At 65.2% G+C, this 24161-nt stretch carries 23 protein-coding genes; 10 read left to right on the top strand and 13 right to left on the bottom strand.

The genetic code is table 11. The features are described 5' to 3' along the window. Positions 1 to 8 precede the first annotated feature (8 nt). The 3 genes from IFU00_15660 to tssF form a co-directional block, all read right to left on the bottom strand. A complete protein-coding gene (locus tag IFU00_15660) occupies positions 9 to 638 on the bottom strand; it encodes a type 1 glutamine amidotransferase (GenBank protein ID MBD8543721.1) in 630 nt (209 codons plus the stop codon). A 96-nt stretch (positions 639 to 734) separates the two neighbouring features. Further along, a complete protein-coding gene (gene tssG / locus IFU00_15655) occupies positions 735 to 1694 on the bottom strand; it encodes a type VI secretion system baseplate subunit TssG (protein ID MBD8543720.1) in 960 nt (319 codons plus the stop codon). Between the two features lie 3 nt (positions 1695 to 1697). Continuing rightward, the gene (gene tssF / locus IFU00_15650; GenBank protein ID MBD8543719.1) at positions 1698 to 3530 is read right to left on the bottom strand and encodes a type VI secretion system baseplate subunit TssF; all 1833 of its coding nucleotides are present in this window, start codon (positions 3528 to 3530) and stop codon (positions 1698 to 1700) included. Between the two features lie 176 nt (positions 3531 to 3706). Here tssF and IFU00_15645 point away from each other — a divergent pair, with 176 nt between their 5' ends. Next, positions 3707 to 5107 (top strand): MATE family efflux transporter, encoded by a 1401-nt coding sequence (locus IFU00_15645; protein ID MBD8543718.1) that lies wholly within the window; start codon positions 3707 to 3709, stop codon positions 5105 to 5107. 87 nt (positions 5108 to 5194) lie between these two features. After that, positions 5195 to 7414: a S9 family peptidase gene (locus IFU00_15640; GenBank protein ID MBD8543717.1), complete on the top strand. Its 2220-nt coding sequence runs from the start codon at positions 5195 to 5197 to the stop codon at positions 7412 to 7414. A gap of 99 nt (positions 7415 to 7513) precedes the next feature. On the opposite strand, the gene IFU00_15635 is transcribed toward IFU00_15640, so the two are convergent. Further along, positions 7514 to 7720 carry a CsbD family protein gene (locus tag IFU00_15635; protein MBD8543716.1) on the bottom strand — a complete coding sequence of 69 codons (207 nt, stop codon included), beginning with the start codon at positions 7718 to 7720 and terminating at the stop codon, positions 7514 to 7516. Between the two features lie 208 nt (positions 7721 to 7928). Between IFU00_15635 and IFU00_15630 the strand changes: the two genes are divergently transcribed. Next, positions 7929 to 9032 (top strand): AI-2E family transporter, encoded by a 1104-nt coding sequence (locus IFU00_15630; GenBank protein MBD8543715.1) that lies wholly within the window; start codon positions 7929 to 7931, stop codon positions 9030 to 9032. Positions 9033 to 9112: 80 nt separating this feature from the next. Here the strand turns inward: IFU00_15630 and IFU00_15625 are convergent, their stop codons facing one another. Both IFU00_15625 and IFU00_15620 read right to left on the bottom strand, forming a co-directional pair. Further along, positions 9113 to 9289 carry a CsbD family protein gene (locus tag IFU00_15625; protein MBD8543714.1) on the bottom strand — a complete coding sequence of 59 codons (177 nt, stop codon included), beginning with the start codon at positions 9287 to 9289 and terminating at the stop codon, positions 9113 to 9115. 72 nt (positions 9290 to 9361) lie between these two features. Further along, positions 9362 to 9985, bottom strand: a complete 624-nt coding sequence (locus IFU00_15620) for a methyltransferase domain-containing protein (protein ID MBD8543713.1) — start codon at positions 9983 to 9985, stop codon at positions 9362 to 9364. A 153-nt stretch (positions 9986 to 10138) separates the two neighbouring features. On the opposite strand from IFU00_15620, the gene IFU00_15615 reads away from it, so the two are divergent. Next, positions 10139 to 10420 (top strand): flagellar protein FliT, encoded by a 282-nt coding sequence (locus IFU00_15615; GenBank protein ID MBD8543712.1) that lies wholly within the window; start codon positions 10139 to 10141, stop codon positions 10418 to 10420. Positions 10421 to 10746: 326 nt separating this feature from the next. Here the strand turns inward: IFU00_15615 and IFU00_15610 are convergent, their stop codons facing one another. Next, complete coding sequence (locus tag IFU00_15610; GenBank protein MBD8543711.1) at positions 10747 to 11865, bottom strand: hypothetical protein; 1119 nt, start codon at positions 11863 to 11865, stop codon at positions 10747 to 10749. A 125-nt stretch (positions 11866 to 11990) separates the two neighbouring features. On the opposite strand from IFU00_15610, the gene fumC reads away from it, so the two are divergent. From fumC to IFU00_15595, 3 genes are all read left to right on the top strand, one after another. Then, positions 11991 to 13388 (top strand): class II fumarate hydratase, encoded by a 1398-nt coding sequence (fumC, locus tag IFU00_15605; protein ID MBD8543710.1) that lies wholly within the window; start codon positions 11991 to 11993, stop codon positions 13386 to 13388. Between the two features lie 61 nt (positions 13389 to 13449). Beyond that, entirely contained in the window at positions 13450 to 13662 is a 213-nt protein-coding gene (locus tag IFU00_15600; protein ID MBD8543709.1) for an RNA-binding S4 domain-containing protein, read from the top strand. Between the two features lie 105 nt (positions 13663 to 13767). Beyond that, entirely contained in the window at positions 13768 to 14052 is a 285-nt protein-coding gene (locus tag IFU00_15595; GenBank protein MBD8543708.1) for a hypothetical protein, read from the top strand. Between the two features lie 46 nt (positions 14053 to 14098). On the opposite strand, the gene IFU00_15590 is transcribed toward IFU00_15595, so the two are convergent. The 6 genes from IFU00_15590 to IFU00_15565 form a co-directional block, all read right to left on the bottom strand. Beyond that, positions 14099 to 14290: a YjfB family protein gene (locus IFU00_15590; GenBank protein ID MBD8543707.1), complete on the bottom strand. Its 192-nt coding sequence runs from the start codon at positions 14288 to 14290 to the stop codon at positions 14099 to 14101. Positions 14291 to 14313: 23 nt separating this feature from the next. Then, positions 14314 to 14847 carry a molybdopterin-guanine dinucleotide biosynthesis protein B gene (gene mobB, locus IFU00_15585; protein MBD8543706.1) on the bottom strand — a complete coding sequence of 178 codons (534 nt, stop codon included), beginning with the start codon at positions 14845 to 14847 and terminating at the stop codon, positions 14314 to 14316. A gap of 28 nt (positions 14848 to 14875) precedes the next feature. Continuing rightward, positions 14876 to 15601 (bottom strand): general secretion pathway protein GspB, encoded by a 726-nt coding sequence (locus tag IFU00_15580; protein MBD8543705.1) that lies wholly within the window; start codon positions 15599 to 15601, stop codon positions 14876 to 14878. Between the two features lies 1 nt (position 15602). Beyond that, a complete protein-coding gene (locus tag IFU00_15575; protein MBD8543704.1) occupies positions 15603 to 17246 on the bottom strand; it encodes an AAA family ATPase in 1644 nt (547 codons plus the stop codon). Between the two features lie 6 nt (positions 17247 to 17252). Next, positions 17253 to 17783 carry a hypothetical protein gene (locus tag IFU00_15570; protein MBD8543703.1) on the bottom strand — a complete coding sequence of 177 codons (531 nt, stop codon included), beginning with the start codon at positions 17781 to 17783 and terminating at the stop codon, positions 17253 to 17255. A 66-nt stretch (positions 17784 to 17849) separates the two neighbouring features. Then, entirely contained in the window at positions 17850 to 20837 is a 2988-nt protein-coding gene (locus tag IFU00_15565; GenBank protein MBD8543702.1) for a PAS domain-containing protein, read from the bottom strand. A gap of 277 nt (positions 20838 to 21114) precedes the next feature. On the opposite strand from IFU00_15565, the gene IFU00_15560 reads away from it, so the two are divergent. Genes IFU00_15560 through IFU00_15550 form a run of 3 tightly spaced genes read left to right on the top strand, consistent with a single transcriptional unit; the run spans position 21115 to position 24160 of the window. Then, positions 21115 to 21993 carry an ATPase gene (locus tag IFU00_15560; GenBank protein MBD8543701.1) on the top strand — a complete coding sequence of 293 codons (879 nt, stop codon included), beginning with the start codon at positions 21115 to 21117 and terminating at the stop codon, positions 21991 to 21993. Beyond that, entirely contained in the window at positions 21990 to 23099 is a 1110-nt protein-coding gene (gene nagA, locus IFU00_15555; GenBank protein MBD8543700.1) for an N-acetylglucosamine-6-phosphate deacetylase, read from the top strand. Before IFU00_15560 ends, nagA begins: the two co-directional genes overlap by 4 nt. 38 nt (positions 23100 to 23137) lie before the next feature. Further along, positions 23138 to 24160 (top strand): SIS domain-containing protein, encoded by a 1023-nt coding sequence (locus IFU00_15550; GenBank protein ID MBD8543699.1) that lies wholly within the window; start codon positions 23138 to 23140, stop codon positions 24158 to 24160. Position 24161 lies beyond the last annotated feature (1 nt).

Raw genomic sequence — 24161 nt, 5'->3', positions numbered from 1 at the left:
CTAGTACATCACGAGGTCGGCCCCGGATCGGTACCGGCCTCTTGTTGCACCATCAATTGCTTCATGATGGCTTCGTTGAATGCCGGAATATCGTCCGGCTTGCGGCTCGTGATCAGCTTGCCGTCCACGACCACTTCGTCATCGGTCCATTCGGCGCCGGCATTGACCAGGTCGATCTGCAGCGTCGGCCAGCTGGTCATGTGCTTCGACTCGGCGATGCCGGCGTCGATCAGCGGCCATGGGCCGTGGCAGATCGCGGCAATCGGCTTGTCGCCATCACCAAATGCCTTGATGAAGGCGATTGATTCCGGGCTCGACCGCAGATTATCGGGATTGGCCACGCCGCCCGGGAGCAGCAGCAGATCGAAGTCGTCCGGGTTGGCGTCTTTCACGTTCAGTTCGACCGCGTACTTGTCACCCGGTTCCAGGTGATTGAAGCCCTGGATCTGCTCGCCCATTTTCTTTGGCGAGACCAGCACGACCGTCACGCCCTGCGCTTCGAGGAACGCGCGCGGCTTGGTGTATTCGACTTGCTCGACCCCGTCGGTCATCAGTACAGCGACACGCCGTGCGTCGACAGATTGGGTTGCCGCTGGCTCAAGATGATCCGCCGGCTGCATGTTGTCTGGTTGTTGCATGGTACCTCCTGGTCGATGGTGTGTTAATTCGTTGACATCGATTGTAGGCCGTGCACAGCTTGTGTGGCGCGCGTATGCCTTCAGGAATCGAATAAGTCAGCCGAGCAGGTAGCACATGTCGTCACGGTCCGATGAAGCACTGCGCGTGCACAGAAAATCATCCAGCCCCAGCCGCGTGAGACCACCCAGATGGACACCGTGAATCGCCTCGCGCCGCAGCACCACCTGCAGTTCGCGAAACGGTACGTCAATCGCGAAGCGCGCCAGCAAAAAAGACAATGCCCGGCTGCCCTCCTGCCCCGGCATGAACCGGGCAAACGTAGCGGCATTCACCGGACCCAGGCGGATACGCATGCCGAGTTCGGGCCGCAGCAGCCGCGCCCCTGCCGTGGCGCCGGCTCCCAGCACGCAATTGCCATGGGCCAGCAGCGTGCGCTGCCCCGGTTCGAGCACATCCCAGCGGCCGGTAAACTGCTCGACCTGTACTTCCACGCCAAAGCAGGCGCCGAGTACGCCGGCGATCAGATCGGCGCTGACCACCCTGCTGCGCAGCGGCGCGGCAAACCGGGCCATGGCGTCGGCGCCAGCCATGTCTTGCTGCACCGACGCCCCGCCAGCCAGCGCCAGCAGCAGCGGCTGAAAACGGTCGACGCCCGCCGCCAGAGGTTGCCGCACGCGGTACTTGCACCAGGCGCGGTAGAACAGCGCCACCTGGCGGCTGGAAAACAGATCGAGAAAGGCGCGCGGCCCGTCGTCGCGGTTGCGCAGCGCCCAGGCGGCAAACCGTTCGGTGTAGTGCAGCGGCAAGGCGCCCATCGTGCCAAGTAAGCCCATCATCGCGGGTGTGATCGTGATTGCCGGCATGTGCCCGGTGCCGGGCTCGATGGCCTCGATCTCGCTCGGTGGAAAGCCCAACCCGACGCTGTTGCGAAAGCGGATGGCGCCGCCGAGCGCCTGCTCCGGGCTGATCCCCTGCCGGCCGAGCCAGCGCAGCAGCAGGCGCACCGCCTGGAAAAATTCGTAGCGCTGCGGATGCGCCAGCAGGTCGGCAATCACCCACTACACCAGCATCAGACTGCCACTGCGTGGCTCGCAGCGCAGCAGTTCCTTGCTGCTCTGGCCAGAGATCAACACCAGTCGCGTGAAACTGTTCAGGTGAACATACAGCCCCAGAAAGCGGCTGACCACCTGTGCAAAGACGAACACACTGCTACCGGCAAACGCTTCTTCGTCCAGCGTCAGCCGCACCTCGGTGCCGTGTACGAGCGTGGCGCCGTGCCGGTTGCGCAGCCACGCCGTGGCCGGCAGCGTGGTCAGCGCGGTGAGGCCGGCGATCTGCCGCTGCGAACTGCCCGAGCGCGCCAGGTCGTACAGCGCCAGCGTGTCGCGGAAGGTGTCGAGCTCGGCCAGTGAACGGTGATTCAGCGCCAGCTGGGCCACGAGGCGCCAGCCGGTGCCATTGCGGCTGCCGAAGTGCAGCGGCGCGGATGGCTTGCGCAACAGGCGGATGGGCACGCCGCCCGTCGCCGTTTCGCTGGCCAGGTCGCCGCCCGGTGCGCCAACGCCTACCGCGCAGGCCGCCGGGCCGTTGCTGCAGGTCAGGTCGAGCGATGCGATCGCTGGGCCGACCCCGGCCAGCGCCGTGTCGTCGTCGCTGAAGGCGATCTGCATGCGGTGCCGGCGGTCGCCTCCATCAATGCGGCGGTTGAACCAGTAGCGCTGGCCTTCGCCACCTTCGCCATGGCGCAGGCCAAAACAGGGGCGATAGGTCACGCCCGTCGTTTTGCCACCACGCGTCGTCAGCAGCTGTACTGCGTCGATGCTATAGACCTCGACGTGGTCTTCATGCCGGCTCGGCACCACGTCGTACATGGCCGAACGGTGCGTGATGCGCACCGGCGCCGCCGCTTGCCGGAACAAATTGACCACCGCTGTGCAGCCCGCGAGCAAGTGCTGGTGCGACAGCGCGCGCAGGATGCGCGCCGGGCCGGCGTCTGCGTGCAGGCCGGTCAGCAACACGTGCAGCGTGAAGCGGCGCGCGCCGGCGGGAAACATCGGCGCCAGTGCCGCCAGGTCGACGTCCAGGAAGTGGAACTTGTCGGGGAAGGCAAAGTATTCGGTCAGCAAGCGGTAGGCGGGATGGGCATGCGCCGGTTCGGGTACCAGGGCTTCATCAGGCTCCAGGCCGCCGAGCGACAAGGCCGGGCGGTCCAGGCGGCGCCAGCGGTCCTGCCCTTCTGTCTCGACCCACGTTTCGAGCGTGTGCAGGCACAGGCTGTCAATCAGCGCGGCTGTCAACAGCGCATCGCCGTCGACGTACAGCCGCAGGCGCGCCAGGCCTAGTCTGGGCAAGAGCCGGCACGGCATGGCGCTGTCGATACTGATGCTGATGCGCGCGCTGGCGCGGGCCGGCAGCCGGAGCGGCGGCGGCACCTGCGCCACCGGCGAGAACCAGGCGCGCGTCACCGTCACGGGCGCCAGCATCAGGTCGGCCGTCGTGCGGAAGCGGCATGGCGCGCCGCCTGCGGCCAGCGACGTCATCTCGGTGCCGCGCGGCACCACGTGCACATGGCCGAGCGTGGCCGAGCTGGCGTGGCGGTCGCTGTCGTCGACGCGCACGATCGAGCAGCTCGGGATGCCGTGCAGGAAATGCGGATACAGGCTGGCCAGCAGCGCCTCGGTGAATTCCGGGTAATCGTCATCGAGCTTTTTCGCGGTGCGCGCATTGAGCAGCGCGCATGCCTGGATCAGGCGCCGGATGTGCGGATCCTCGCTGCCTTCCGGCCCCAGGCCCAGCTCGGCAGCCAGCTTCGGATACTGGTGGGCGAGCTCGCGGCCGACCGTGTTCAGGTAGACCAGCTCGCGCTCGTAGTAGGGCAACAGCGCTTTCATTGGATTCTCCCTCAGGCTGACACGCTACGGTCGGTCAGATCGCGCGCATGGCCGTTGTGAAAGCGCAATGGATGCGCGCGGATAAACGACACGTTGCAGCGCGTGGACAGTGCGGCTTCCACCGACCTTGACAATAAGTCAGTAAAATCCCGGGTTCCCTTAGTCGAGCCCGCATCATGACCACCTCCGCCACACCGATCCGTACCGAAATTCTCACCCTGTGGCGCCTGTCGTGGCCCGTGCTGGTCGGCCAGCTGGCCACCGTCGGGATGGGCGTGGTCGATGTCGCCATGACCGGGCACGTCAGCGCCGAAGAACTGGCGGCGGTGTCGCTCGGTACGGCCGTGTGGTCGATCGTGCTGGTGACTGTGATGGGCACGATGATGGCGATCAATACCGTTGTCGCGCACGAAATGGGCGCCGCGCGGCACGATCAGGTACCCCACTCGGTGCGCCAGGCAATGTGGAAAGGCCTGTTGGTCGGCACCGTCGCAATGCTGTTTGCCAACCTGTGCACGCTGCTGTTCGACCATGTCGGGCTCGATGCGCACGTCGCCGCGCGGGCGTCGCTGGTCGTGCACGTGATCAGCGTCGGCTTGCCGGCGTTTGGCGTCTACCGCGCGCTGTACGGCTACACGACCAGCATCAACCAGACCAAGCCGATCATGTGGATCGCCATTTTCGGTCTGCTGTACAACACGCTGGTGAGCTGGTTGCTCGTGTTTGGCGAACTGGGCTTTCCGCGCCTGGGCGCGGTTGGCTGCGCGATTGCCACGGCCAGCGGCATGTGGCTGATGCTGGGCGTGATGCTGTGGTGGGTGCGGCGCTCGCCCGCCTACCGCATGACCTATCCGTTCGACCGCTTCGAGGGCCCGGACACCGCAGCGATCGGCAGCATGCTGCGCCTGGGCCTGCCGATCGGCGTGACGTATTTTGCCGAGGTCAGCGCCTTTGGTCTGATCAGCCTGCTGGTGGCGCGCTATGGCGTCGTGCAAGTCTCGGCGCACCAGATTGCGCTCAATTTTGCGTCGCTCGTGTTCATGCTGCCGCTCAGTTTCGCCATCGGCATGCTCACCCGCGTTGGCCAGGCGATGGGCGAAGGCGACCCGGTCCGGGCCCGCTTCGTCGGCTGGGTCGGCGTGGGCGTGTCGCTGACGTTCGGCGCACTGGCGGCATTGTTCATCGCCATCTTCCGCTGGGAAATCGCGGCGGCCTACACATCCGATCCGGCCGTGCAGCAGGTGACCGCTCACTTGCTGCTGTTCGCGGCGCTGTTCCAGTTGTCAGATGCCACCCAGGTTGCCACCGCCTCGGCGATTCGCGGCTATCAGGTCACGCGCCCGCCGATGGTGATCCAGCTGGTCTCGTTCTGGGGCTTGTCGCTGCCACTCGGTTGCGTGCTGGGGCTGGCGCCGCAGTGGTTCCCGTGGACGCCCGCGGCGCCGATGGAAGCCACCGGCTTCTGGATCGGCCTCGTGTTCGCATTGACGGTCGCGGCAGTGCTGCTGACCTGGCAATTCGAGAAGCTGGCGCGCCAGCGTATTCGCGAGGGTGTGGTGAAAGCGTTGGTGTCCTAGTTTTTATGACATGTCATTACAGCGCTGGCAGTCTGACTCTGGTATCGTCTCGCGGTTGCTGTTAATTAAACATCCATCAGAGAAACTATGCGCCCTCTCCTCGTCCTTCTGGCCGCTCTCACGGCCGTTCCTGCCATGGCTGAACGTCTGACCCTCGACCGTATTTATGGCGACGCTTCGCTGGCCGGCGCCAGTGTGCGCAATCTGCGCGTGTCGCCCGACGGTGAACGCGTGACCTTCCTGCGCCCGCGCGCCGACGACCAGTACCGTCTCGACCTGTGGGAATACAACACCAAGAGCAAGGCCACGCAGCGCCTGGTGGATTCCAAGCAACTGGTGCCGAACGAGGCCCTGTCGATCGAAGAAAAAGCACGCCGCGAACGCGCCCGCACTGCCGGCCTGTCGGGCATCCTGAATTATTTCTGGTCGCCGGATGGCAAGCAATTGCTGGTGCCGATCGGTGGCGACCTGTACCTCGTCGATGCCGCCAAGCCAGAGAACGCACGCAAGGTTGCCTCGGGCAGCGTGACCGATCCGAAAATCTCGCCGCGCGGCCGCTACGTCTCATTCGTGCGCGACCAGAACCTGGTCGTGATCGACCTGAAGAGCGGCGCCGAGCGCCAGTTGACCACCGATGGCAAGGGCACCGTGCACAATGGCGCAGCCGAATTCATCGCGCAGGAAGAAATGAGCCAGACCACCGGCTATTACTGGGCGCCGGATGATTCGGCCATTGCCTACCGCCGCTACGATGAAGCGCCGGTGCCGGTCGTGCGCCGCTTCGAGATCTTCGCCGATCGCACCGAGGTGATCGACCAGCACTACCCGGCCGCGGGCGATCCGAACGTGCTGATCGACCTGATGCTGGTCGACCCCGCCACCGGCGTGCAGCGCAAGGTCGACCTGGGCGCGGACAAGGATATTTATCTGGTGCGCGCCGATTTCAGCGCCGACGCGAAGACGCTCGTGTACCAGCGCCAGACGCGCGACCAGAAGCGCCTCGACCTGGTGGCGGTCGATGTCGGCTCGCTGGCGCAGCGGCCATTGTTCTCGGAAAACTCCAAGACCTGGGTCAGCATCCACAACGACCTGCGCTTCCTGAAAAACCGCAAGGCGTTCATCTGGGCCTCGGAGCGCAGTGGCTACAACCACCTGTATCTGTACGACCTGGACGGCAAGCTGCTGCACCCGATCTCGCGCGGTGCATGGGGCGTGGACGATGTGCTGGCCGTCGATGAAGGCGCCGGCAAGGTGTACGTGTCGTCGAACCGCGACGCCGCGATCGACAAGCAGACCTATGCGCTGGCCCTGGACGGCAGCAGCGCCGACAAGCCGGCCCGCATCACGCAGGGCGACGGCTGGCACGACGCCGCGTTTGCCGGCAATGGCAAACTGTTCGTCGACACCTATTCGAATCCTCGTACCCCGCCGCAAGTGTCGATCCGCCGCGCCGATGGCGCGATGGTCGAGTGGATTGAAAAGAACGAGCTCAATGCCAACCACCCGTACACGCGTCATATGGCCGACCACCTGGCGACCGAATACGGCACGATGAAGGCCAACGATGGCCAGACGCTGCACTATTCGATCATCAAACCGGCCAATTTCGACGCGACCAAGCGGTATCCGGTGTTCCTGTTCACCTACGGCGGCCCGCATTCGCAACGCGTGACCCGCGCCTGGGGCAATTACTTTGACCAATACATGGCGCAGCAGGGTTTTGTCGTGTTCCGCCTCGATAACCGTGGCTCGGGCCGCCGCGAGCGCGCTTTCACCGACGTGCTGTACAACAATCTGGGCAAGCACGAAGTCGAAGACCAGGTGACTGGCATCGACTGGCTGGCCAAGCAGAGCTTTGTCGATCCAAAGCGCATCGGCGTGTTCGGCTGGAGCTACGGCGGCTTCATGACGCTGCGCCTGCTGTCAGCCGCATCGGACAAGATCGCGATGGGCGTGTCGGTGGCGCCAGTGACCGACTGGTCGCTGTACGACACCCACTACACCGAACAGTTCGTCGGCGCGACGCCGAAAAGCGATCCGGAAGCGTACAAGCGCAGCGGCGTGTTTGCGCACCTGGATGGCATGAAGTCGCCGCTGTTGCTGGTGCATGGCATGGCCGATGACAACGTGCTGTTCTCGAACACCACGCTCTTGATCGATGAGCTGGTCAAGCGCAACGTGCAGTTCGACCTGATGACGTATCCGGGCGCCAAGCATGGCATCTCGGGGCGCACCAACCAACGCCATGTGTATGGTTTGATCGAATCGTACTTCAAGCGCCACTTGGGCGAGACGCCGGCAAAGTAAGGCTGTCATGCCAGACGTAAAAAAGCCGCATCGGAAACGATGCGGCTTTTTCTTTTCCCATCCACCTGCCGCTATGCGCGGCTGGTGAGGGAGTCCGTATTATGGACGTGGACGTGGACGATTTGCGTCGTCAGCTGCGTCTTCGACGGCTTCGCGCACGTCACCAGCTGCGTGCTGGACCTTGCCTTCAGCCTGGTTTGCCAGACCTTTGGCCTGCTGTTCCTTGCTGTCCACCAGTTTGCCGGCGCCTTCTTGGATTTTGCCGCCAACTTCTTTCAGTTTGCCTTCGACTTGGTCTTTGTTCATGGTGATCTCCTGTGATTGGCATGGCCGGTTGGCGATGCGATGAGTACAGATTAACGGAATGTTTCCGGCTCTTCTGTTAGCGCACGCACACAACGCGCATGTCGAATTGCGCGCCATCTTGCCATTGAGAATGCTATTGTTTTAACAACACCAGCTGTAACAACATCTGTTTCAACAATACCTTTCAACGTACGATCAAGACACCACCATGAATCCCCATACGCCGCCTTCCTCCGGCACCACGACACCCGACACTCCCCTCACCCAGCGCAAACTCGCGCGCCGCGTCACGCTTGTCAACGGTATCGGCGTCCTCTTCATCCTGGGCCTGGCAGCAGTCGTGCTTGCTGCCGACGCCCTGTTGCTGATCTTTGCCTGCATCCTGTTTTCGATCCTGCTCTACAAACTGAGCGCGCTGCTGCATCAACGCACCGGCATCAAGCGCAATATCGCCCTGGTCATCGTCGTGCTGCTGCTCACTGCCGTCTTCGGTCTCGGCGGGTGGGCCATGGCGCCGCAGATTTCGGAGCAGTCGGGTCAACTGGCCAAGGAAATCCCCGCAGCCGTCGAGCGCCTGCAAGCGGAAGTCGCACAACATCCTCTGCTCAAGCGCCTCGTGGCCGAGCTGCCGCCACCGGAAGACATTGTCAAGCAGATGGGTTCGCTCGTGCCGAATGCTGGCCTCTTCTTCAGTGGCGTCATCGGCGCGCTGGGCAATATTATCATCATCATTTTCGTGGGTATTTATTTTGCCGCTTCCCCCGGCGTGTATACGGGTGGCTTCATTCGCCTCGTGCCGCAACAGAAGCGGGGCCGCGCACGTGAAGTACTGCAAGAAATGGGCGACAACCTGTCGAGCTGGCTATTGGGCAAGGCGGTGTCGATGCTGATCGTCGGCGTCACCACGGCCATTGGCCTGAGCCTGCTCGGCGTGCCGCTGGCGCTGATCCTGGGCGTGATTGCGGGCCTGCTCGACTTCATCCCCTACCTGGGTCCGATCATGGCGGGCATTCCGGCCGTGTTGCTGGCGCTGTCGATCAGCCCTGACCTGGCCCTGTACGCGCTGCTGCTGTTTGCGGCGATCAATATGCTCGAAGGTTATGTGTTGCAGCCGATGATCGAGGCGAAAGCCATCGAGTTGCCGCCGGCACTCGTAATCGTGATGCAGCTGATCTTCGGCACGCTGTTCGGCTTCGCCGGTGTTGCGCTGGCTACGCCACTGGCGGCCGTGCTGTCCGTGCTGGTGAAGATGCTGTATATCGAAGACATACTGGGCGACAGATCCAGGGACAGACCCGCCAAAGCGTCCTGATAAAAGCAAAGCCGCGCACTGCGCGGCTTTGTTGTTGATGCTGCCGTAAGAATCAGCAGCGATACATCAGCGGAAGTGCATCAGCGATTGCCTTTTGCGATTTCCTTGACGTCGCCAACTTTCTTTTGTGCTTTGCCTTCAGCCTGGTTTGACATGCCTTCACTCTGCTGCTGGCGACTGCCGACGGCTTCGCCGACTTTCTCCTGCACCTTGCCGGCGACTTCCTTGGTCTTGCCCTTGACTTGATCCTTGTTCATTGCAATCTCCTTGCCCGTGACGTGGATGAGGCTTCACACTAGGAGTAACTTCCGGTCAGTTCTGTACGGCGCTTAACACATGGATTTGCGCCAGACACTTGCCAGCCACGGTTGTTGTTCGCGCGGTAAACCGGGTGGCCGGTAATAGTGATGCAGCGCCACGAAGCCTGCTGCGAGCATGAAGCGCTCCCAGCTGTCGTAGTCGTGATAGGCGCCGTAGCGGTCACCGTTCCAGCCTTCCTGATTTTCGCCGCGTGGGTTCGAGGTGAACAGCACCCCGCCCGGCTTGAGCGTGCCGAACAATTGATCGAGCGTGTCTGGCAATGCCGCGCTGGGAACGTGGAACAGTACCGCATTGGCAAAAATGCCATCGAACCGTGCGGGCGGTAAATTTAGGTGTAAAAAATCTTGGTGCCATACCTCGCAACCACTGTATTGCCGGGCCATGCCGACAAACCGCTCGCTGCCATCCACGCCAATGGCGCGATGGCCGAGGCCGCTGAAGGTCTTGAGGTCACGTCCGGGCCCACAGCCCAGATCGAGGATCGTATGCGGCGCTGGCGTTGTGATCGCACCCAGCAAGGCATCAATGTTTTGACTTACGTCATGGTCAATCGTACCGGCAAAGAAATCCTCGGCATGCTCGTTGTAGTGTTGGAGAGTACTGCGGGAGATGTCGTCATGGTTCATGCGCATAGTATGCCAGCGGGGGCGCTGCTTGCGGCATGCGCACCCATGCAAAATGCATCGAAAATATTTTCCAGATTACCCTAAAGTTCCCATCAGCCAGGCCGTAAATGATTCAGACAACCGGTAATCCGGCCTGAGAAACCATGCTTTGGTAACCCTATGAACGCAGACGATGTCCTTGCGATTTACGAAAACCTGGCTGGCCTGACGGGCCAGATGACGCACGCCGCCAAGGCCCGCGAGTGGCAAGAGTTTGCACAATTGAATATGGAAGCCCGGGCTCAGGCAGCCCCGGCAACAGCCGGCATGCCGGCACTGACGGGCGAAAAGCGCATCAGCAAGGTCGACCTGCTGAAACAGTTGATGGCCAATGACCGCGCCATCCGTGACGTTACCGATCCATGGGATGCGCAAGTCGATCACGTCCTGCATCCACACTGATCCGCCATCGAATCGTCGATCAAGGCACCTTCGGGTGCTTTTTTTATGGCACAGGCAATAAAAAAGCGCCCGGTGGGCGCTTTGGAGGCCACCGGGCTTGAAGCCGGGTGGCGAATTCGGTGAGAGGACGAACCCCAGCTATCTGCTGGCGTCGCCTCGTGCCGGTTGCTGCCGGCGTCCGTTGCCACTGTAGGCAAGCGAACTGCTTCCAGACACAGGCGTTTCCTCAACGGTCGTCTGCTTGCCGCGCCACCTATCGTTGGTGACTGCGCCAGACCCTGTGCTGTCTGTGACCTTGTCGATCACCGGACCATTATAGCGCAGAATCAAAGTTGTGTAGACATTTCATTGTGCGACTCGTCCAGCTGTGGTTCGACCGGCGCCAGCGCCTTCGTTTTGCGCGCGAAACGCTGCCGCAGACGCGCCATCAGCGAAGCGCGCGGCATGGGCTGGATCATCGGCGCTGCCCGCTTGCGGCGGCGCAGGATGAACAGCGCGCCCCCCACCAGCGCCAGGACAGCAACCACTGCCGCGGCGATCCAGCCCCACGGTGTGGAAGCTTCCGGTTCCGGCGCAGGCCGCTTGCGGGATGGCCGTGGCGCGGCCCGCGGCGCGACCTTGTCCTGCACAACGGCGGACGGGCTGGCGCCCAGCGCCACCTGCAGCACACGCACCTTGTCTTCCAGCGTGCCGATCTGCTCGCGCAACTGGGCATTCTTGACATCGAGCGCGGCGCACACGGTTGCATTGTCGACCGAGGACGCTGGCGCGCAGGTCGCGGCAGATGCAGGGACAGGTGCAGGCAGAGCAACAGGCACTGGCACAGGCAGCGGCTTGGACAATGGCGTCGGTGCTTGCGTGGCCGCAGCCGCTTCGGGCGCCGGCGCTACCTTCTCGGCGACGAGCGGCGCCGTCGGCATGACCGGGCGTGGTGGCTTTGGCGGCTTCGGTAGCCTTGGTTTGACCACCATTGGCTTGGCCGCCACAACGGGCGCAGCAGAAAGGTCCGCCACGACCGGCACCGGCGCCTTCGCGGGCATGGGCATGGGCACCGGCGCCGGCGCCGGAACCGGCAATGGAACCGCCGGCGCGGGCGGATTCGGATTCGGCGCAATGAAAAGCGTCACCAGACGCACGTCGCGCGTCCCGCCATCGGCCAGGTCAAGGTACAAATGCAGGCGGCTTGATTCGACGGGCGCCGAGGACGTCACGCGCAGGAACTGACGGCCATCGCGCTGGCTCACACGCATGGCCAGCGTCGACAGCACGGCCGGCATGCCGATGTTCGCGCCCCGGTACACGTCCGGGTGCGCCAGGCGCGCCTGAACCGGGGTCGGGGGCGACGCCAGCGCAGTCAGCTCGAGTTCCAGCACCAGCGGCTGGCCGATGTACGAACTGATGCGCGGTTCGCCGAGCTCGGCTGCGCCGACGCCGCAGGAGAGCAAAGCACACGTGATGAATACAGGGAGGCGGCTGGCCATAGCAACTAACAAAAGTGAAGCCCAAGCGTCATTAACGGACATTGGGATAAACTCTTTAATCCCAGCCTCTTGCATATCAGGACATGTCCATGGAAAACAGGATTGAGAAAGACAGCTTTGGTCCGATCGAAGTGCCACAAAACAATTTATGGGGTGCGCAAACCCAGCGCTCGCTTCACCACTTCCACATCTCGACCGAACGCATGGCCCCCGAACTGGTCGCCGCCCTCGCCCAGGTCAAGCGCGCCGCAGCTGCCGTCAACCGCTCGCTGGGCAAGCTGCCGGCGGACAAGGCAGACGCCATCATCCGCGCGGCCGACGAAGTGCTCGATGGGCGCCACCCCGGCGAATTCCCGCTGGCCGTGTGGCAGACCGGTTCTGGCACGCAAAGCAATATGAACATGAACGAGGTGCTGGCCAACCGCGGCTCCGAGCTGCTCGGCGGCGAGCGCGGCGAAGCACGCCTGCTGCACCCGAACGACCACGTCAACATGGGCCAGTCGTCCAACGACATCTTCCCCACCGCGATGCACGTGGCTGCTGCCTGGGCACTGGCCAAGGAAGTCCTGCCTGCCCTGGCGCAATTGCGCGGCACGCTGCTGCGCAAGTCGCGCGATTTCGAGCCGATCGTCAAGATCGGCCGCACCCACCTGCAGGATGCGACGCCGCTGACGCTCGGCCAGGAATTTTCCGGCTACGTGGCCCAGCTCGAATTTGCCGAAAGCGCGCTCAAGTCCACCTTGTCGGGCCTGCTGCAACTGGCGGCCGGCGGCACCGCCGTGGGCACGGGCCTCAATGCCCATCCCGATTTCGCACCGCGCATCGCAGCCGAACTCGGTTCGCGCACCGGCCTGTCGTTCAAGTCGGCGCCGAACAAGTTCATGGCGCTGGCCGGGCATGACGCGATGGTTTCGGCCCATGGCGCCTTCAAGCTGCTGGCCACGGCACTGATGAAAATCGCCAACGACATCCGCTGGATGGCGTCCGGCCCGCGCTCGGGCCTGGGTGAAATCACCATCCCCGAGAATGAACCGGGCAGCTCGATCATGCCAGGCAAGGTCAATCCGACCCAGTGCGAAGCATTGACGATGCTTTGCTGCCAGGTGTTCGGCAACGATGTCGCGATCACAATCGGCGGCTCGCAGGGCAACTTCGAGCTCAATGTGTTCAAGCCGATGATCGCGCATAACTTCCTGCAAAGTGCGCGCCTGCTGGCTGACGGCATGCGCTCGTTCGACACGCACTGCGCCCAGGGCATCGAGCCGAACCTGGTCCGGATCGGTGAGCTGATGGAAAAATCGCTGATGCTGGTGACGGCACTGGCCCCGCACATCGGGTATGATCGCGCCGCGCAGATTGCCAAGACCGCATCGAAGGAAGGCCTGACCCTGCGCCAGGCTGCCCTGCAAAGCGGTTTTGTCGACGATCAGCAGTTTGACCAGTGGATTGTGCCAATCGACATGACGCGGCCCGATCCGGTCGAATAAACACCCAGCACCCGGGCGGCCGCATGCCCATCAGGCCGCCCTTTTCACACCCGAGGAAAACATGCAAAAAATCGAATTCGAGTTGACATCGGAATTTGTCGAAGTCAACCAGCTGCTCAAGCTGGCCGGCCTGGTCGACAGCGGCGGCGCCGGCAAGAACCTGGTCGCCAGCGGCGTGGTCAAGGTCGACGGCAAGCAGGAATTGCGCAAGACGGCCAAGATCCGCACCGGCCAGGTCGTCACGCTGGGCGACGTCGAAATCACCGTTCAATAAAAAATAGACAGAAAGACAGCTTCTTATGTTTGCGGCCTAACAAACAGAACAGGGCTTCCTTGTTTATATTTTAAGACGTTAATCAACGGCTTATAGGTGAAAGCGATGGAAACCCCTGAAACCCGCGCACAGTCGCAAGAGCAACTGATCGGTGACCTGCGTCTCGTGATCGAAAACGCGGAAGAACTGCTCAAGAACACGGATCAATACTCGAGCGCGCTGTACCAGAATGCCCGGACCAAGCTGTCGCTGGCGCTGGAAGCGGCGAATGAAGAACTGTCGCGTTTCGAGGATGCCCAGCTTGAACGCATGATGGCCGCCACTCGCCTTGCCAACGAGCAGTTCGCGGATCGCTCGGGCGAATCGCGCATCCTGCGCGCGTTTCATTAAGCAATATACTGCGCCATAACGACAACCCGGCATCGCGCCGGGTCGTTTACGCCTTGGTGTTGATCGAATTGCCCAGGTGCGCCGGCAGGTTCTGCGGCTGCGGGAGCGAGGCGATCATCTGGGCTGCAGACGAGGCTTCGATGTCCATCGCGCGCTTGAGCATCGTCATGCCCACTTCTTGACGGATACCCGTTTCTGCCATGCTGGTCGACAGCTTGGCAATATTCGTGACGTCCATATATTCCTCCAGAATAAGACTCGTCAGTCTTTAACGACGCCGCCAACCAGAACTTGAGGGTTGGTGCCCGCCCATTTACTCACCCAGGCCAGCACCGCGCCGATGTCGTTCAGGTCGAGCCAGGCCACGCCGGCGCGCAGCGTCGCGGGACGGGCCACGTCCGAGACCACTGCCACGATCGTCGTATCGTCGGCGTACAAGGCCGGCTTGTCCAGCACCGGGCGATGCACTTCCAGCTTCGGCAGCGACTCCCACTTGTAGCCTTCCACCAGCGTCAGGTCGGCGGGCGACAGGCGCGCCAGCAGCTCGGCCAGCGGCGGCTCGGGGGCGGCGCGCAGCTCACGCATGATGGCGATCCGGTACGGCGAGGCGATCATGACCTCGGCCGCCCCGGCCAAACGCAGGCGCGCACTGTCCTTGCGCGGCGGCTCGAGCTCGATATCGTGGTGACTGTGCTTGACGATATTGACGCGCAGGCCGGCGCCGGACAGGCCGGCGACGAGATGTTCGAGCAGCGTCGTCTTGCCGCTGCCCGACCAGCCGACCACCGCCAGCACAGGGCCGCACGCGCGCTGATCCGGCAACTCAGTATGCGGCACGGTAGCGTGTCCCACGATAATTCATCACGGCGGCCTTCGGCGTGAGCCGCTCGAGCACGAGACCCGGCGCGACTTCTTCGCCTTCGCGGCGCAGCATCTTGTCGACCAGCAGCAGGCTCTCACCGGGCGTCGGCGAATAGATGTAGCCGCCAAAGGCCACCTTGGGGATTTCACGCTGGAGGGTGTCCGGCAGTTGCTGCAGGGTGCGTAGCTGGTCGTCGCCAACTGGTTGCGGGGCCGCGGTGGCAGGTACAGGTGCGGCTTCGCGCTGCTGCGGCGGCGGCTGTGGTGATGATGATGCGGTCGACACGACCGGCGCCGGTGCGGGCTTCACAAGTACCGGCCGGGCTTCGGCCACCGGCGCGGGTGCAGGTGCAGGTGCAGGCTGAATAACCGGGGCGGGCGCGGCTGTCACAACAGCGGGCGGTGCAGGCATCGCTACCGGGGCGATAGCCGGCGCAGTCGCCGCCACCGCTGCAGGCGGCGTCACGGCTGCCAGCCGCACCGGCCCCTCGCCCGCCAGACGCGGCCACAGCAGCGCCACTGCCGCGGCAACCACGACGACGCCCACGCCAAGCGCCAGGTAGCGCCGCTGCGCGCCCTGCCCTGCGCGCGGCGCGGCATACGACGGCGCCGGTGCGTGAATGGTCGGGGCATTGCCCAGCTGGCGTTCGGCTTGCGCCTTCTTGAGTGCTTCGAGGATGTACGACATATCAGCTTCCCGTCCCGCCAGCGGCCAGCAAACGGGGCTCGGCCACGTTCGACAACTGGTTCAGACGCATATAAGTACGTGGCCCGACCACGCCATCGGCCTGCAGGTCTTGCGCGGCCTGGAAGGCGCGCAGCCATTCCTTGGTACGCGCGTCGAGCGGCGCATCGAGCGCCGGCGCCGTGGCGCTGTGCAGGCCTGCAAGTCGTTGGGCGATCCAGTCCACGTCCGGCCCGCGGTCGCCCTGGGCGACGACGTTGCGAAACGCCGCCGGCATGCGCCAGAAGGTGGTGAATTCGCCCCCGAAGCGTGCGACAAAGGCCGCAATGTCGACGCGCTCGCGCCGGTCGCCCTGCGCCAGCGTGACGCTGCGCTCGTCCATCCCGACCAGCACCGCATGGCCGGTGCGTGATCCGTCGTGCAACGTGACCACGGCCGGCCGGTCGAGCAGGCGCAGTTCATACACGCCGCCCCGCCCCGCATGGCAGCGCAGATTGGCGCGCAGCGCGGCCTCGCAAATCGCCTTTGGATCGGCGCCGGCCAGGTTGGCAAATGACGGTCCCCACAGCGCCGCCAGGGCCCCCAGCGCCGCGGTTTCGTTCTCGAGCGTCGGCAACGGCGCACCGGGTGCAGCGGCCGGTATGGCGACAGGTTCGGGCGTACTCGGTGCACTCGCCACGACCGGCGCCGGCTTGACCGCCGCAACGCTGGCCGCTGCCGGCCGCGTCGCATGCTGCGGCAGCATCTGCCACGCCGCCGCGCCCAGCGCCACGCAGGCCAGCGCGCCGCCGGCCAGCAGCGGCCAGCGCCGCGGCGCACGGCGCGCGGCCGGATCGTCGGCAAAGACTTCGGCGGCCGCCCGGCGCAGGATGGCGCGCGTGACCTGCGGACTGTTTTCCACGTAAGCGCCCAGCAGCGCGCGGTCGCACAGCAGGTTGATCCGGCGCGGCACGCCATGCGCCAGGCGGTGCACCAGCGGCGTCAGGGCGGGCGGGAATGGCACGCCGACCGCGCCGGCCACGGCCAGCCGGTGCGCGATATACGCGCCCGTCTCGGCTTCGCCCAGTGGCCCCAGGTGGTAGCGCGCGATGACGCGCTGGGCCAGTTGTTCGAGTTCGGGACGCGCGAGCATCGTGCGCAGTTCGGGCTGGCCGATCAGGATGATCTGCAGCAGCTTGCGCTCGCTGGTCTCGAGATTGGTCAGCAGGCGCAGTTGCTCGAGGACGTCGCTCGACAGGTTCTGCGCCTCGTCGATCACCAGCACGTTGTTCAGGCCCTGCGCGTGCGAGGCCAGCAGGTAGCGATTGATCGCATCCACATACCCTTTCACGCCCGCGCCAGCGGCCGCCGGCGCCACCTCGATATGCAGCTCGTCGCACACGGTCTGCAGCAACTCCTGCGCCGTCAGGCGCGGATTGAAGATGTACGCCAGGCGGCAGTTCGCCGGCACCTGTTCGATGAAGCAGCGGCAGACGGTGGTCTTGCCGGCGCCGATCTCGCCGGTGAGCAGCACGAAGCCGCCGCCGCTGCCGATCCCGTACAACAGGTGCGCCAGCGCTTCGCGGTGCCGCTCGCTCATGAACAGGTAGCGCGGATCGGGGGCGATCGAAAATGGCGAGTGCGTGAGCTGGAAATAGTGGTTGTACATGAATGACTAACGGGTGCTCTGCGGGATGCTCTGCGGGCTGCTCTGCGGTTTGAACTTGGCGCAGTATATTTTGCTTTTGTCGTTCGCGTAAGCGATCGTGCTGCCGGGGATCGACTTGCGCAACGGGTAACGCGAGGCATCTGCCGCGCGAAACGGCGTACCCGCGGCGGCGCGCACCGACTTTTCCAGTTCGTCGGGCTTGGCCTCGAGGATCGCGGCCACGAACACCACGGCGCTCGTGTCGTCGCTGACCATCACTTGTTCCACATTTGAACCCCACAGCGACGCCTCGGTGCGAAACCAGTAGGCCCCGCCCTCGCGCTTGTAGGCCGGGCCGAAAAACTCGGTGAGATAGGCGTGGAAGTAGGCGTTATCGAGCTGGCTGCGGCACAGGAGCGCGCTGCCGATCACCGGCCCGAACGTCGATGGCGCCGCGCCTGCCCCCACTGCGGTGCAGGACAGCACGAGGCCGGCGAGCAGCGGCAGACCGCGCTTGAGAAGCGTCGTGGTACGGCAGGCAACAACCGGGCGGATCATGGCGATACTCTCCTTCATCGGCGCCCATTATGACACTGCGTGGCGCCCGGACAGCCAAGTGCCGGATCACGCCAACGCGCGTGTTGCCGCCGCTGCCAGCACCGCATCGACATCGTCCGGCAAGGCCGGCTTGAGCAGATGGCGATCAAAACCCGCCGCGCGCGAGCGCGCGCGGTCTTCCTCGGTACCCCAGCCGGTCAGCGCCACCAGCATGACGCCGTCGAGCGCGCGCAACTGGCGCAGGCGGCGCGCCGCTTCGTAGCCGTCCAGGAGCGGCATGCCGATATCGAGAAACACGAGGTCAGGCTGGAAGCGCGCGGCTTCTTCAACCGCTGCCGCGCCGTCATGCACGACCCGGACCGCGTGGCCGGCGATCTCGAGCAGCGCCGCCAGCGTGGCGGCGGCATCGACGTTGTCGTCCGCGACCAGCACCTGGAGTGCGACGCCTTGCCCGCCATGCTGCGCGCCGGCCGCCGCCGGCGCAGGCGCCGGCGAAGCGACGAGCGCCGCCGTCATCAACGGCAGACGCACGGCAAAGCTGCTGCCCATGCCCACGCCGGCGCTCTGCGCGCTGACCGCGCCGCCATGCAGTTCGACCAGGCGCCGCACGAGCGAGAGTCCGATCCCCAGCCCGCCATTGGCGCGCTCGATGCTGCGCGCCACCTGGGTGAACATCTCGAACACGGCCGCCAGCATGTCGGCCGCGATGCCCACGCCGTTATCGCGCACCGTCACCACCGCTTCATCACCCTCGATGCGCGCCGTCAGTACGATACGCCCGCCGTGCGGCGTGTATTTGGCCGCATTCGACAGCAGATTGCTCACCACCTGGCTGATGCGCACCGGATCGACGTCGACCGGCACCGGCAGCAGCGGCAAATCGACCGACAACGCATGACCGGCAGCGTCGATCAGCGGTTTGCTGGTTTCGATGGCCGTTGCGATCACGTCGCGCAGATCGACCGGCTGCATCTGCAGCACCAGCTTGCCGCTCGAGACGCGCGCGATGTCGAGCAGGTCGTTGATCAGGTGGACCATGTGACCGACCTGGCGCTCCATCATCGCGCGCACGCCGCCCAGCCGCAAGGCACTGCCCGGCTTGTCCGCACCCATGCGCATGAGTTCGAGACCGTTGCGGATCGGCGCCAGCGGATTGCGCAGTTCGTGCGCCAGCGTGGCGAGAAACTCCGACTTGCGGCGGTCGGCGTCGTGCAGCGCTTCCGTGGCGCGCACCCGTTCGATGTGCGCCCAGCAGCGCTCGACCACCGCCTCGACCAGCGCCACCTCACCCGCCGTCCAGACGCGCGGCGTGCGCTGGTGCACCGCCATCATCGCCGCCAGCTTGCCGCCCTTGACCAGCGGGCAGCAGATGATGGCGCTGACATCGATCTGGGTAAACATCGCGGCGCCGTCTTCGTCCGTCAGTTCGCGCCCGACGTCGTGGATCAGCAGCGTACGGCCTTCGCGCATGTCGGCGCGGGCGCGCGAGCCGAACAGATCGAGCGAATACACGCCCACGGTGCTGATTGCGCCCGGCGTCACCCAGTCGTGGCGGATGGTGAAGCGGTCGTTGTCCGCCTCGACGTCCGCATAGGCCACGCGCGTGACGTCCAGGTATTGGCCCAGCAAACGCGTGGCCTCGCCCATGATCGTCTTCGGATCGTGCGCGACGCGCGTGGCTTCGCCGATCGCATCGAGCATGCGCAGGCGCTCTTCGACCTGGCGCCGCTCGGTGATGTCGCTGCCGGTGGCGGCCACGAACAGCAAGGCGCCATCGTCGCCCATGACCGGGGCGATCACGAGATCGATGAAGCGCTCGCCCCCGCCCGCCACGAAGTACGGCAGCTCGCGGCGCACACGCTCGCCGCTCGCGGCCAGCGCGACGCAGGCTGCGACCTCGGCCGCCACCTTCGGCGAGCCGCTCCACCAGCCGCAGGCCTGGAACGGGCGCCCCAGCACATCGTCGCGCGCGTAGCCACCGGCGTCGAGGGCCACATGATTGGCTTCGATCAGCGTGCCGCCCGGTGTCATCAGAATCCCGAAGTGCGTGCCCTGCTCGAAGAACGTGCGGAACTTGGCGTTCGCTTCGGCTGCGGCCATGGCCTCGCTGGCAGTGGCACGCGCGCTTGCTTCGAACAGCTTGCGGCTGGTGATGTCGAGCGTGGTGCCAACCAGACGTTCCGGGGCGCCCGCAGCATCGCGCAGCAGGCGCCCGCTGGCTGCGATCCAGCGTTCGCGGCCATCGATGGCGCTCACCGTGCGGTATTCGTCGCAGTAGTGGCCATCGCCCGGCGCGGCCAGCAGGGCCGCAACCCTGGCCACGACGCGCTCGCGATCATCCGGATGGAACGCGGCGTCGATCAGCGTGTGGGTCACCGGCCCGTCGGGTGGCACGCCGAAATGCGTGCGCGCGTGTGTGTTCCAGACGATGTCACAGTGGGTCAGCGAATGGTCGAACAGGCCGAATTCGCCGGCATCGGCCGCGATGCGCAGCTTTTCATTGGTCGTTTCCAGCGCGTGCAGCGCGTGGTCGCGCTGTTGCGCGGCCAGCACCTGGGCTGTGGTTTCGGCGCACATGCAGCACACGCCGGCCACCTGCCCCGCTTCGTCGCGCAGCGCGATGGTCGAGAAAGTGGCGTAGATCTGCTCCGGGTAGCCGTTGCGGTGCACGACGAAGCCATGGTCTTCTTCGTGCACCGGATTGCCGTGCAGCGTGGCGGACAGCATCGGGCGGACTTCTTCCCAGACATCGGCCCAGACCTCGGCAAACGGCTGGCCCAACGTCTGTTCAGGATGCTCGCCGCGCGCGCCCAGCACCACGCGATAGGCATCGTTGTAGAGCAGGTGCAGCGCCGGGCCCCAGGCCACGTACATGGGCTGGCGCGCACCGAGCATCAGGCTCACTGCAGTGCGCAGGGGTTGCGGCCAGGCCGCCAGCGGGCCAAGCGGATGGTGCGCCCAGTCGAGCGTGCGCAGCAGCGCGCCCATGTCCCCGCCACCGGTGGCAAACGCCAGGTTCGAGGGCGGGAGGTGCGGGGGCAAGAGGTCGGGCATTGGGGTTATTCACGTGGGATAGTTCATGAACAATACCACTTTGACGTCACGGCAAGTTGCCCTTTTCCCGCGGACAAATGTGCCGGTCGTTAATCGGATTGGCCACAATACCAATTACGATACCAATTTTCTTACGGGATCGCATACTCGCTTCTCATCAGGAGAGCACCGCCTAACCGTCCACTCGTCATAATCAATACCAGTTAAATACCTGTTGACATGCCAGAATGCGCTGCCTATAGTGCGATGACCCTTTTCCCGGCACTCATTGGACACCATGATCGACTATCTCATTGGCGTTGACGGCGGCGGCACCAACACCCGCGTGCGCCTGGCCGGCCGCGACGGCGCCGTGCTCGCAACCGGCAGCAGTGGCGCATCCGGTCTGCGCCACGGCATCGACAAAGCCTGGAGCGCGGTGCTTGCCGCCACGAGCCAGGCCTTCGCCGCAATCGGCATCGACACCGTCCCCATGTCAGCCTGCGCAATCGGCCTGGGCATGGCGGGCGTCCACAACAAGGAATGGGCGGCCGCCTTCCGTGCCGCCGATCCCGGCTTTGGCGCCCTGGTGCTCGACACCGACGGCTTCACGACGCTGATGGGCGCCCATGGCGGGCAGCCCGGCGCGATCGTTGCCATCGGCACCGGCAGCGTCGGCGAAGCACTACGGCCAGATGGCACGCGGGTCGAAGTCGGCGGCTGGGGCTTCCCTGCCGGCGACGAAGCGGGCGGCGCTTGGATGGGCCTGCGCGCGATCGGCCACATCCAGCAGGTGCTCGACGGCCGCACCGAAGGCGGCGCCTTGGCCGACGCCGTGATTGCCGCCTGCGGCGGCGCACGCGATCCGATCCAGGTCTGGCTCGGCCACGCCACGCAGACCGACTACGCGGGCCTGGCGCGCTTCGTTGTGGCGCACGGCGCCACCGATCCCGTGGCCGCCGGGATCCTGACACAGGCGGGTGTAGAAGCGGCCCGCATCGCGCGCGCCCTCGACCCGTCGGGCAGCTTGCCGCTGGCACTGTGCGGCGGCCTGGGTGACACGCTGCGTGCCTTCCTGCCGGCCGAAACGCTGGCCCGCTGCAGTGCCCCGCATGGCGACTCCGCCGCCGGCGCGCTGCGCATGATCGAACTGCATCTGAAGGACGCCAACGCATGACCAACGACACTCGCCACCCCATCAAGGGCAATATCCTCACACCGGCCGGCTGGGTGCACGGCGCGCTGCGCTTCGGTGCGCGCGTCGACGGCATCGACGGCCGCCGGGTCGACCCGGCCAACAACGACGACGTCTACATCGTGCCGGGCTTTATCGACGTGCACGTGCACGGCGGCGCGGGCCGCGACATGATGGAAGGCGGCGACGCCCCGCACGTGATCGCCGCGCTGCACGCGAAGCACGGCACCACCAGCCTGCTCGCCACGACCATGACCGCGCCCGTCGAAGACATCGACCGGGCTTTGAGCGCCATCGGCGCGGCCTGCGCGGCGCGCGGCAAGGGCGAGGCGCGCATCCTTGGCGTGCACCTGGAAGGCCCGTATATCAACGCCGGCAAACTCGGCGCCCAGCCGCCGTTCGCGCGCGAAGCGCATCTCGATGAAGTCATGCGGTTCAACGCACTGGCGCCAATGAAGCTGATCACCGTGGCGCCCGAGATCGACGGCCACATGGCCCTCGTGCGGCAATTGACGAAGGCCGGCATCCGGGTCCAGATCGGCCACACGAACGGCGATTATGACGTCGGCGTGGCAGCGCTTGCACACGGCGCGGCCGGCTTCACGCACCTGTTCAACGCGATGCCCGGTCTGCACCACCGCGACCCCGGCATGGTCGGCGCCGCGCTCGCGCACGCCGAATACGCCGAGATCATTCCCGACCTGCTGCACGTGCACCCGGGCGCGATCCGCACTGCCCTGCGCTGCATCCCCAAGCTGTTCTGCGTGACCGATTCGACAGCGGCTGCCGGGATGCCCGATGGCGAGTACATGCTGGGCCGCCAGGTGGTCCACAAATGCATGGGCGGCGTGCGCCTGGCGAACGGCACGCTGGCCGGCAGCACGCTGACGATGGACCAGGCGCTGCGCAACCTGGTGGGCATGGGGCTGTCGATCGAAGACGCCAGCAAGCGCGTCTCGACCCATGCTGCCGATTACCTCGGCGAGACCCGGCGCGGCCGCCTGGCGCCTGGCTGTCACGCCGACTTCGTGGTCCTGGACCGCGCCCTGAACATCAAAGCTGTTTATATTGAAGGAGAATGCCTGTGAATGCCACGCCCGCCACTGCTGACGGTCACCAATCGCTGATGCTGCAAGAGGCCCTGTCGTCCGGCGACTGCATCGCCCACGCCCTGACGCAGGACGCCGACCGCTACGCCGCGCTGGGCGAACAGCTCCGTGCGACCCAGTTGCACAGCGCCGTGACGGTGGCGCGCGGCAGCTCGGATCACGCGTCGGGCTACCTGGCCTACCTGATCATGTCGCGCATGGGCCGCCTGGTGACGTCGCTGCCGATGTCACTCATCACGCTGTACAAGTCGCCGATCATCGCGCGCGACACGCTGGCCATCGCGATTTCGCAATCGGGCCAGAGTCCCGACGTGGTCGAACCGATGCAGTATTTCCGCGCCGGCGGGGCCGTCACGGTGGCGCTGGTGAACGACGCCGCTTCGCCGCTGGCCGACGCCGCCGAGTGGACGATGCCGCTCCACGCCGGCAAGGAGCACAGCGTGGCCGCGACCAAGAGCTTCATCGCCAGCCTGGTAGCCGGCGCGCGCCTGGTCGCCGATTGGCAGAACGACCCCGAACTGAAGGACGGCATCGCCGCCCTGCCCGATGCGCTGCGCGCCGCCCGCAGTTTCGGCCAGGATGGCGACTGGTCGGCCGCCATCGACGTGCTGGCGCCGGCGCGCAACATCATGGTGGTGGGCCGCGGCATCAGCTTCCCTCTCGCACTCGAATCAGCGCTCAAGTTCAAGGAAACTTCGGCGCTGCAGGCCGAAGCATTTTCGGGCGCCGAAATCAAGCACGGCCCGATGGCACTGATCGAAGACGGCTATCCGCTGCTGATCTTCGCAACGCGCGGCCCGACCCAGGCCAGTCTGGTGGCGCTGGCCGACGACATGCGTGCACGGGGCGCGCGCGTCCTGCTCGCCGCGCCGGCCGACATCGCCAGCCGCGACCTGACGCTGCCCACCGCCGCCATCCCCGACCTCGACCCGATCGTCGCGGCGCAGGCGTTTTATACAATGGCGGCCAAACTGTCGGCGGCGCGCGGCATGAATGCCGACCAGCCGCGCCACCTGAGCAAAGTCACCAAGACGAACTAAC

This window comes from Oxalobacteraceae sp. CFBP 8761, from assembly GCA_014841595.1.
GTDB lineage: Bacteria > Pseudomonadota > Gammaproteobacteria > Burkholderiales > Burkholderiaceae_D > Telluria.
Note: the sequence above shows the minus strand (reverse complement) of the source record. Positions and strands in the feature narration are given on the sequence as shown.

What these genes read in the sequence shown, in the direction of transcription:
- IFU00_15645 (MBD8543718.1), top strand. Translation starts at nt 3,707, where the DNA reads ATGACCACCTCCGCCACACCGATCCGTACCGAAATTCTCACCCTGTGG.
- IFU00_15560 (MBD8543701.1), top strand. Translation starts at nt 21,115, where the DNA reads ATGATCGACTATCTCATTGGCGTTGACGGCGGCGGCACCAACACCCGC.
- fumC (MBD8543710.1), top strand. Translation starts at nt 11,991, where the DNA reads ATGGAAAACAGGATTGAGAAAGACAGCTTTGGTCCGATCGAAGTGCCA.
- IFU00_15640 (MBD8543717.1), top strand. Translation starts at nt 5,195, where the DNA reads ATGCGCCCTCTCCTCGTCCTTCTGGCCGCTCTCACGGCCGTTCCTGCC.
- IFU00_15575 (MBD8543704.1), bottom strand. Translation starts at nt 17,246, where the DNA reads ATGTACAACCACTATTTCCAGCTCACGCACTCGCCATTTTCGATCGCC.
- IFU00_15615 (MBD8543712.1), top strand. Translation starts at nt 10,139, where the DNA reads ATGAACGCAGACGATGTCCTTGCGATTTACGAAAACCTGGCTGGCCTG.
- IFU00_15635 (MBD8543716.1), bottom strand. Translation starts at nt 7,720, where the DNA reads ATGAACAAAGACCAAGTCGAAGGCAAACTGAAAGAAGTTGGCGGCAAA.
- IFU00_15565 (MBD8543702.1), bottom strand. Translation starts at nt 20,837, where the DNA reads ATGCCCGACCTCTTGCCCCCGCACCTCCCGCCCTCGAACCTGGCGTTT.
- IFU00_15580 (MBD8543705.1), bottom strand. Translation starts at nt 15,601, where the DNA reads ATGTCGTACATCCTCGAAGCACTCAAGAAGGCGCAAGCCGAACGCCAG.
- IFU00_15625 (MBD8543714.1), bottom strand. Translation starts at nt 9,289, where the DNA reads ATGAACAAGGATCAAGTCAAGGGCAAGACCAAGGAAGTCGCCGGCAAG.
- IFU00_15600 (MBD8543709.1), top strand. Translation starts at nt 13,450, where the DNA reads ATGCAAAAAATCGAATTCGAGTTGACATCGGAATTTGTCGAAGTCAAC.
- IFU00_15570 (MBD8543703.1), bottom strand. Translation starts at nt 17,783, where the DNA reads ATGATCCGCCCGGTTGTTGCCTGCCGTACCACGACGCTTCTCAAGCGC.
- IFU00_15630 (MBD8543715.1), top strand. Translation starts at nt 7,929, where the DNA reads ATGAATCCCCATACGCCGCCTTCCTCCGGCACCACGACACCCGACACT.
- IFU00_15660 (MBD8543721.1), bottom strand. Translation starts at nt 638, where the DNA reads ATGCAACAACCAGACAACATGCAGCCGGCGGATCATCTTGAGCCAGCG.
- IFU00_15550 (MBD8543699.1), top strand. Translation starts at nt 23,138, where the DNA reads ATGCTGCAAGAGGCCCTGTCGTCCGGCGACTGCATCGCCCACGCCCTG.
- nagA (MBD8543700.1), top strand. Translation starts at nt 21,990, where the DNA reads ATGACCAACGACACTCGCCACCCCATCAAGGGCAATATCCTCACACCG.
- tssF (MBD8543719.1), bottom strand. Translation starts at nt 3,530, where the DNA reads ATGAAAGCGCTGTTGCCCTACTACGAGCGCGAGCTGGTCTACCTGAAC.
- IFU00_15590 (MBD8543707.1), bottom strand. Translation starts at nt 14,290, where the DNA reads ATGGACGTCACGAATATTGCCAAGCTGTCGACCAGCATGGCAGAAACG.
- IFU00_15620 (MBD8543713.1), bottom strand. Translation starts at nt 9,985, where the DNA reads ATGCGCATGAACCATGACGACATCTCCCGCAGTACTCTCCAACACTAC.
- IFU00_15595 (MBD8543708.1), top strand. Translation starts at nt 13,768, where the DNA reads ATGGAAACCCCTGAAACCCGCGCACAGTCGCAAGAGCAACTGATCGGT.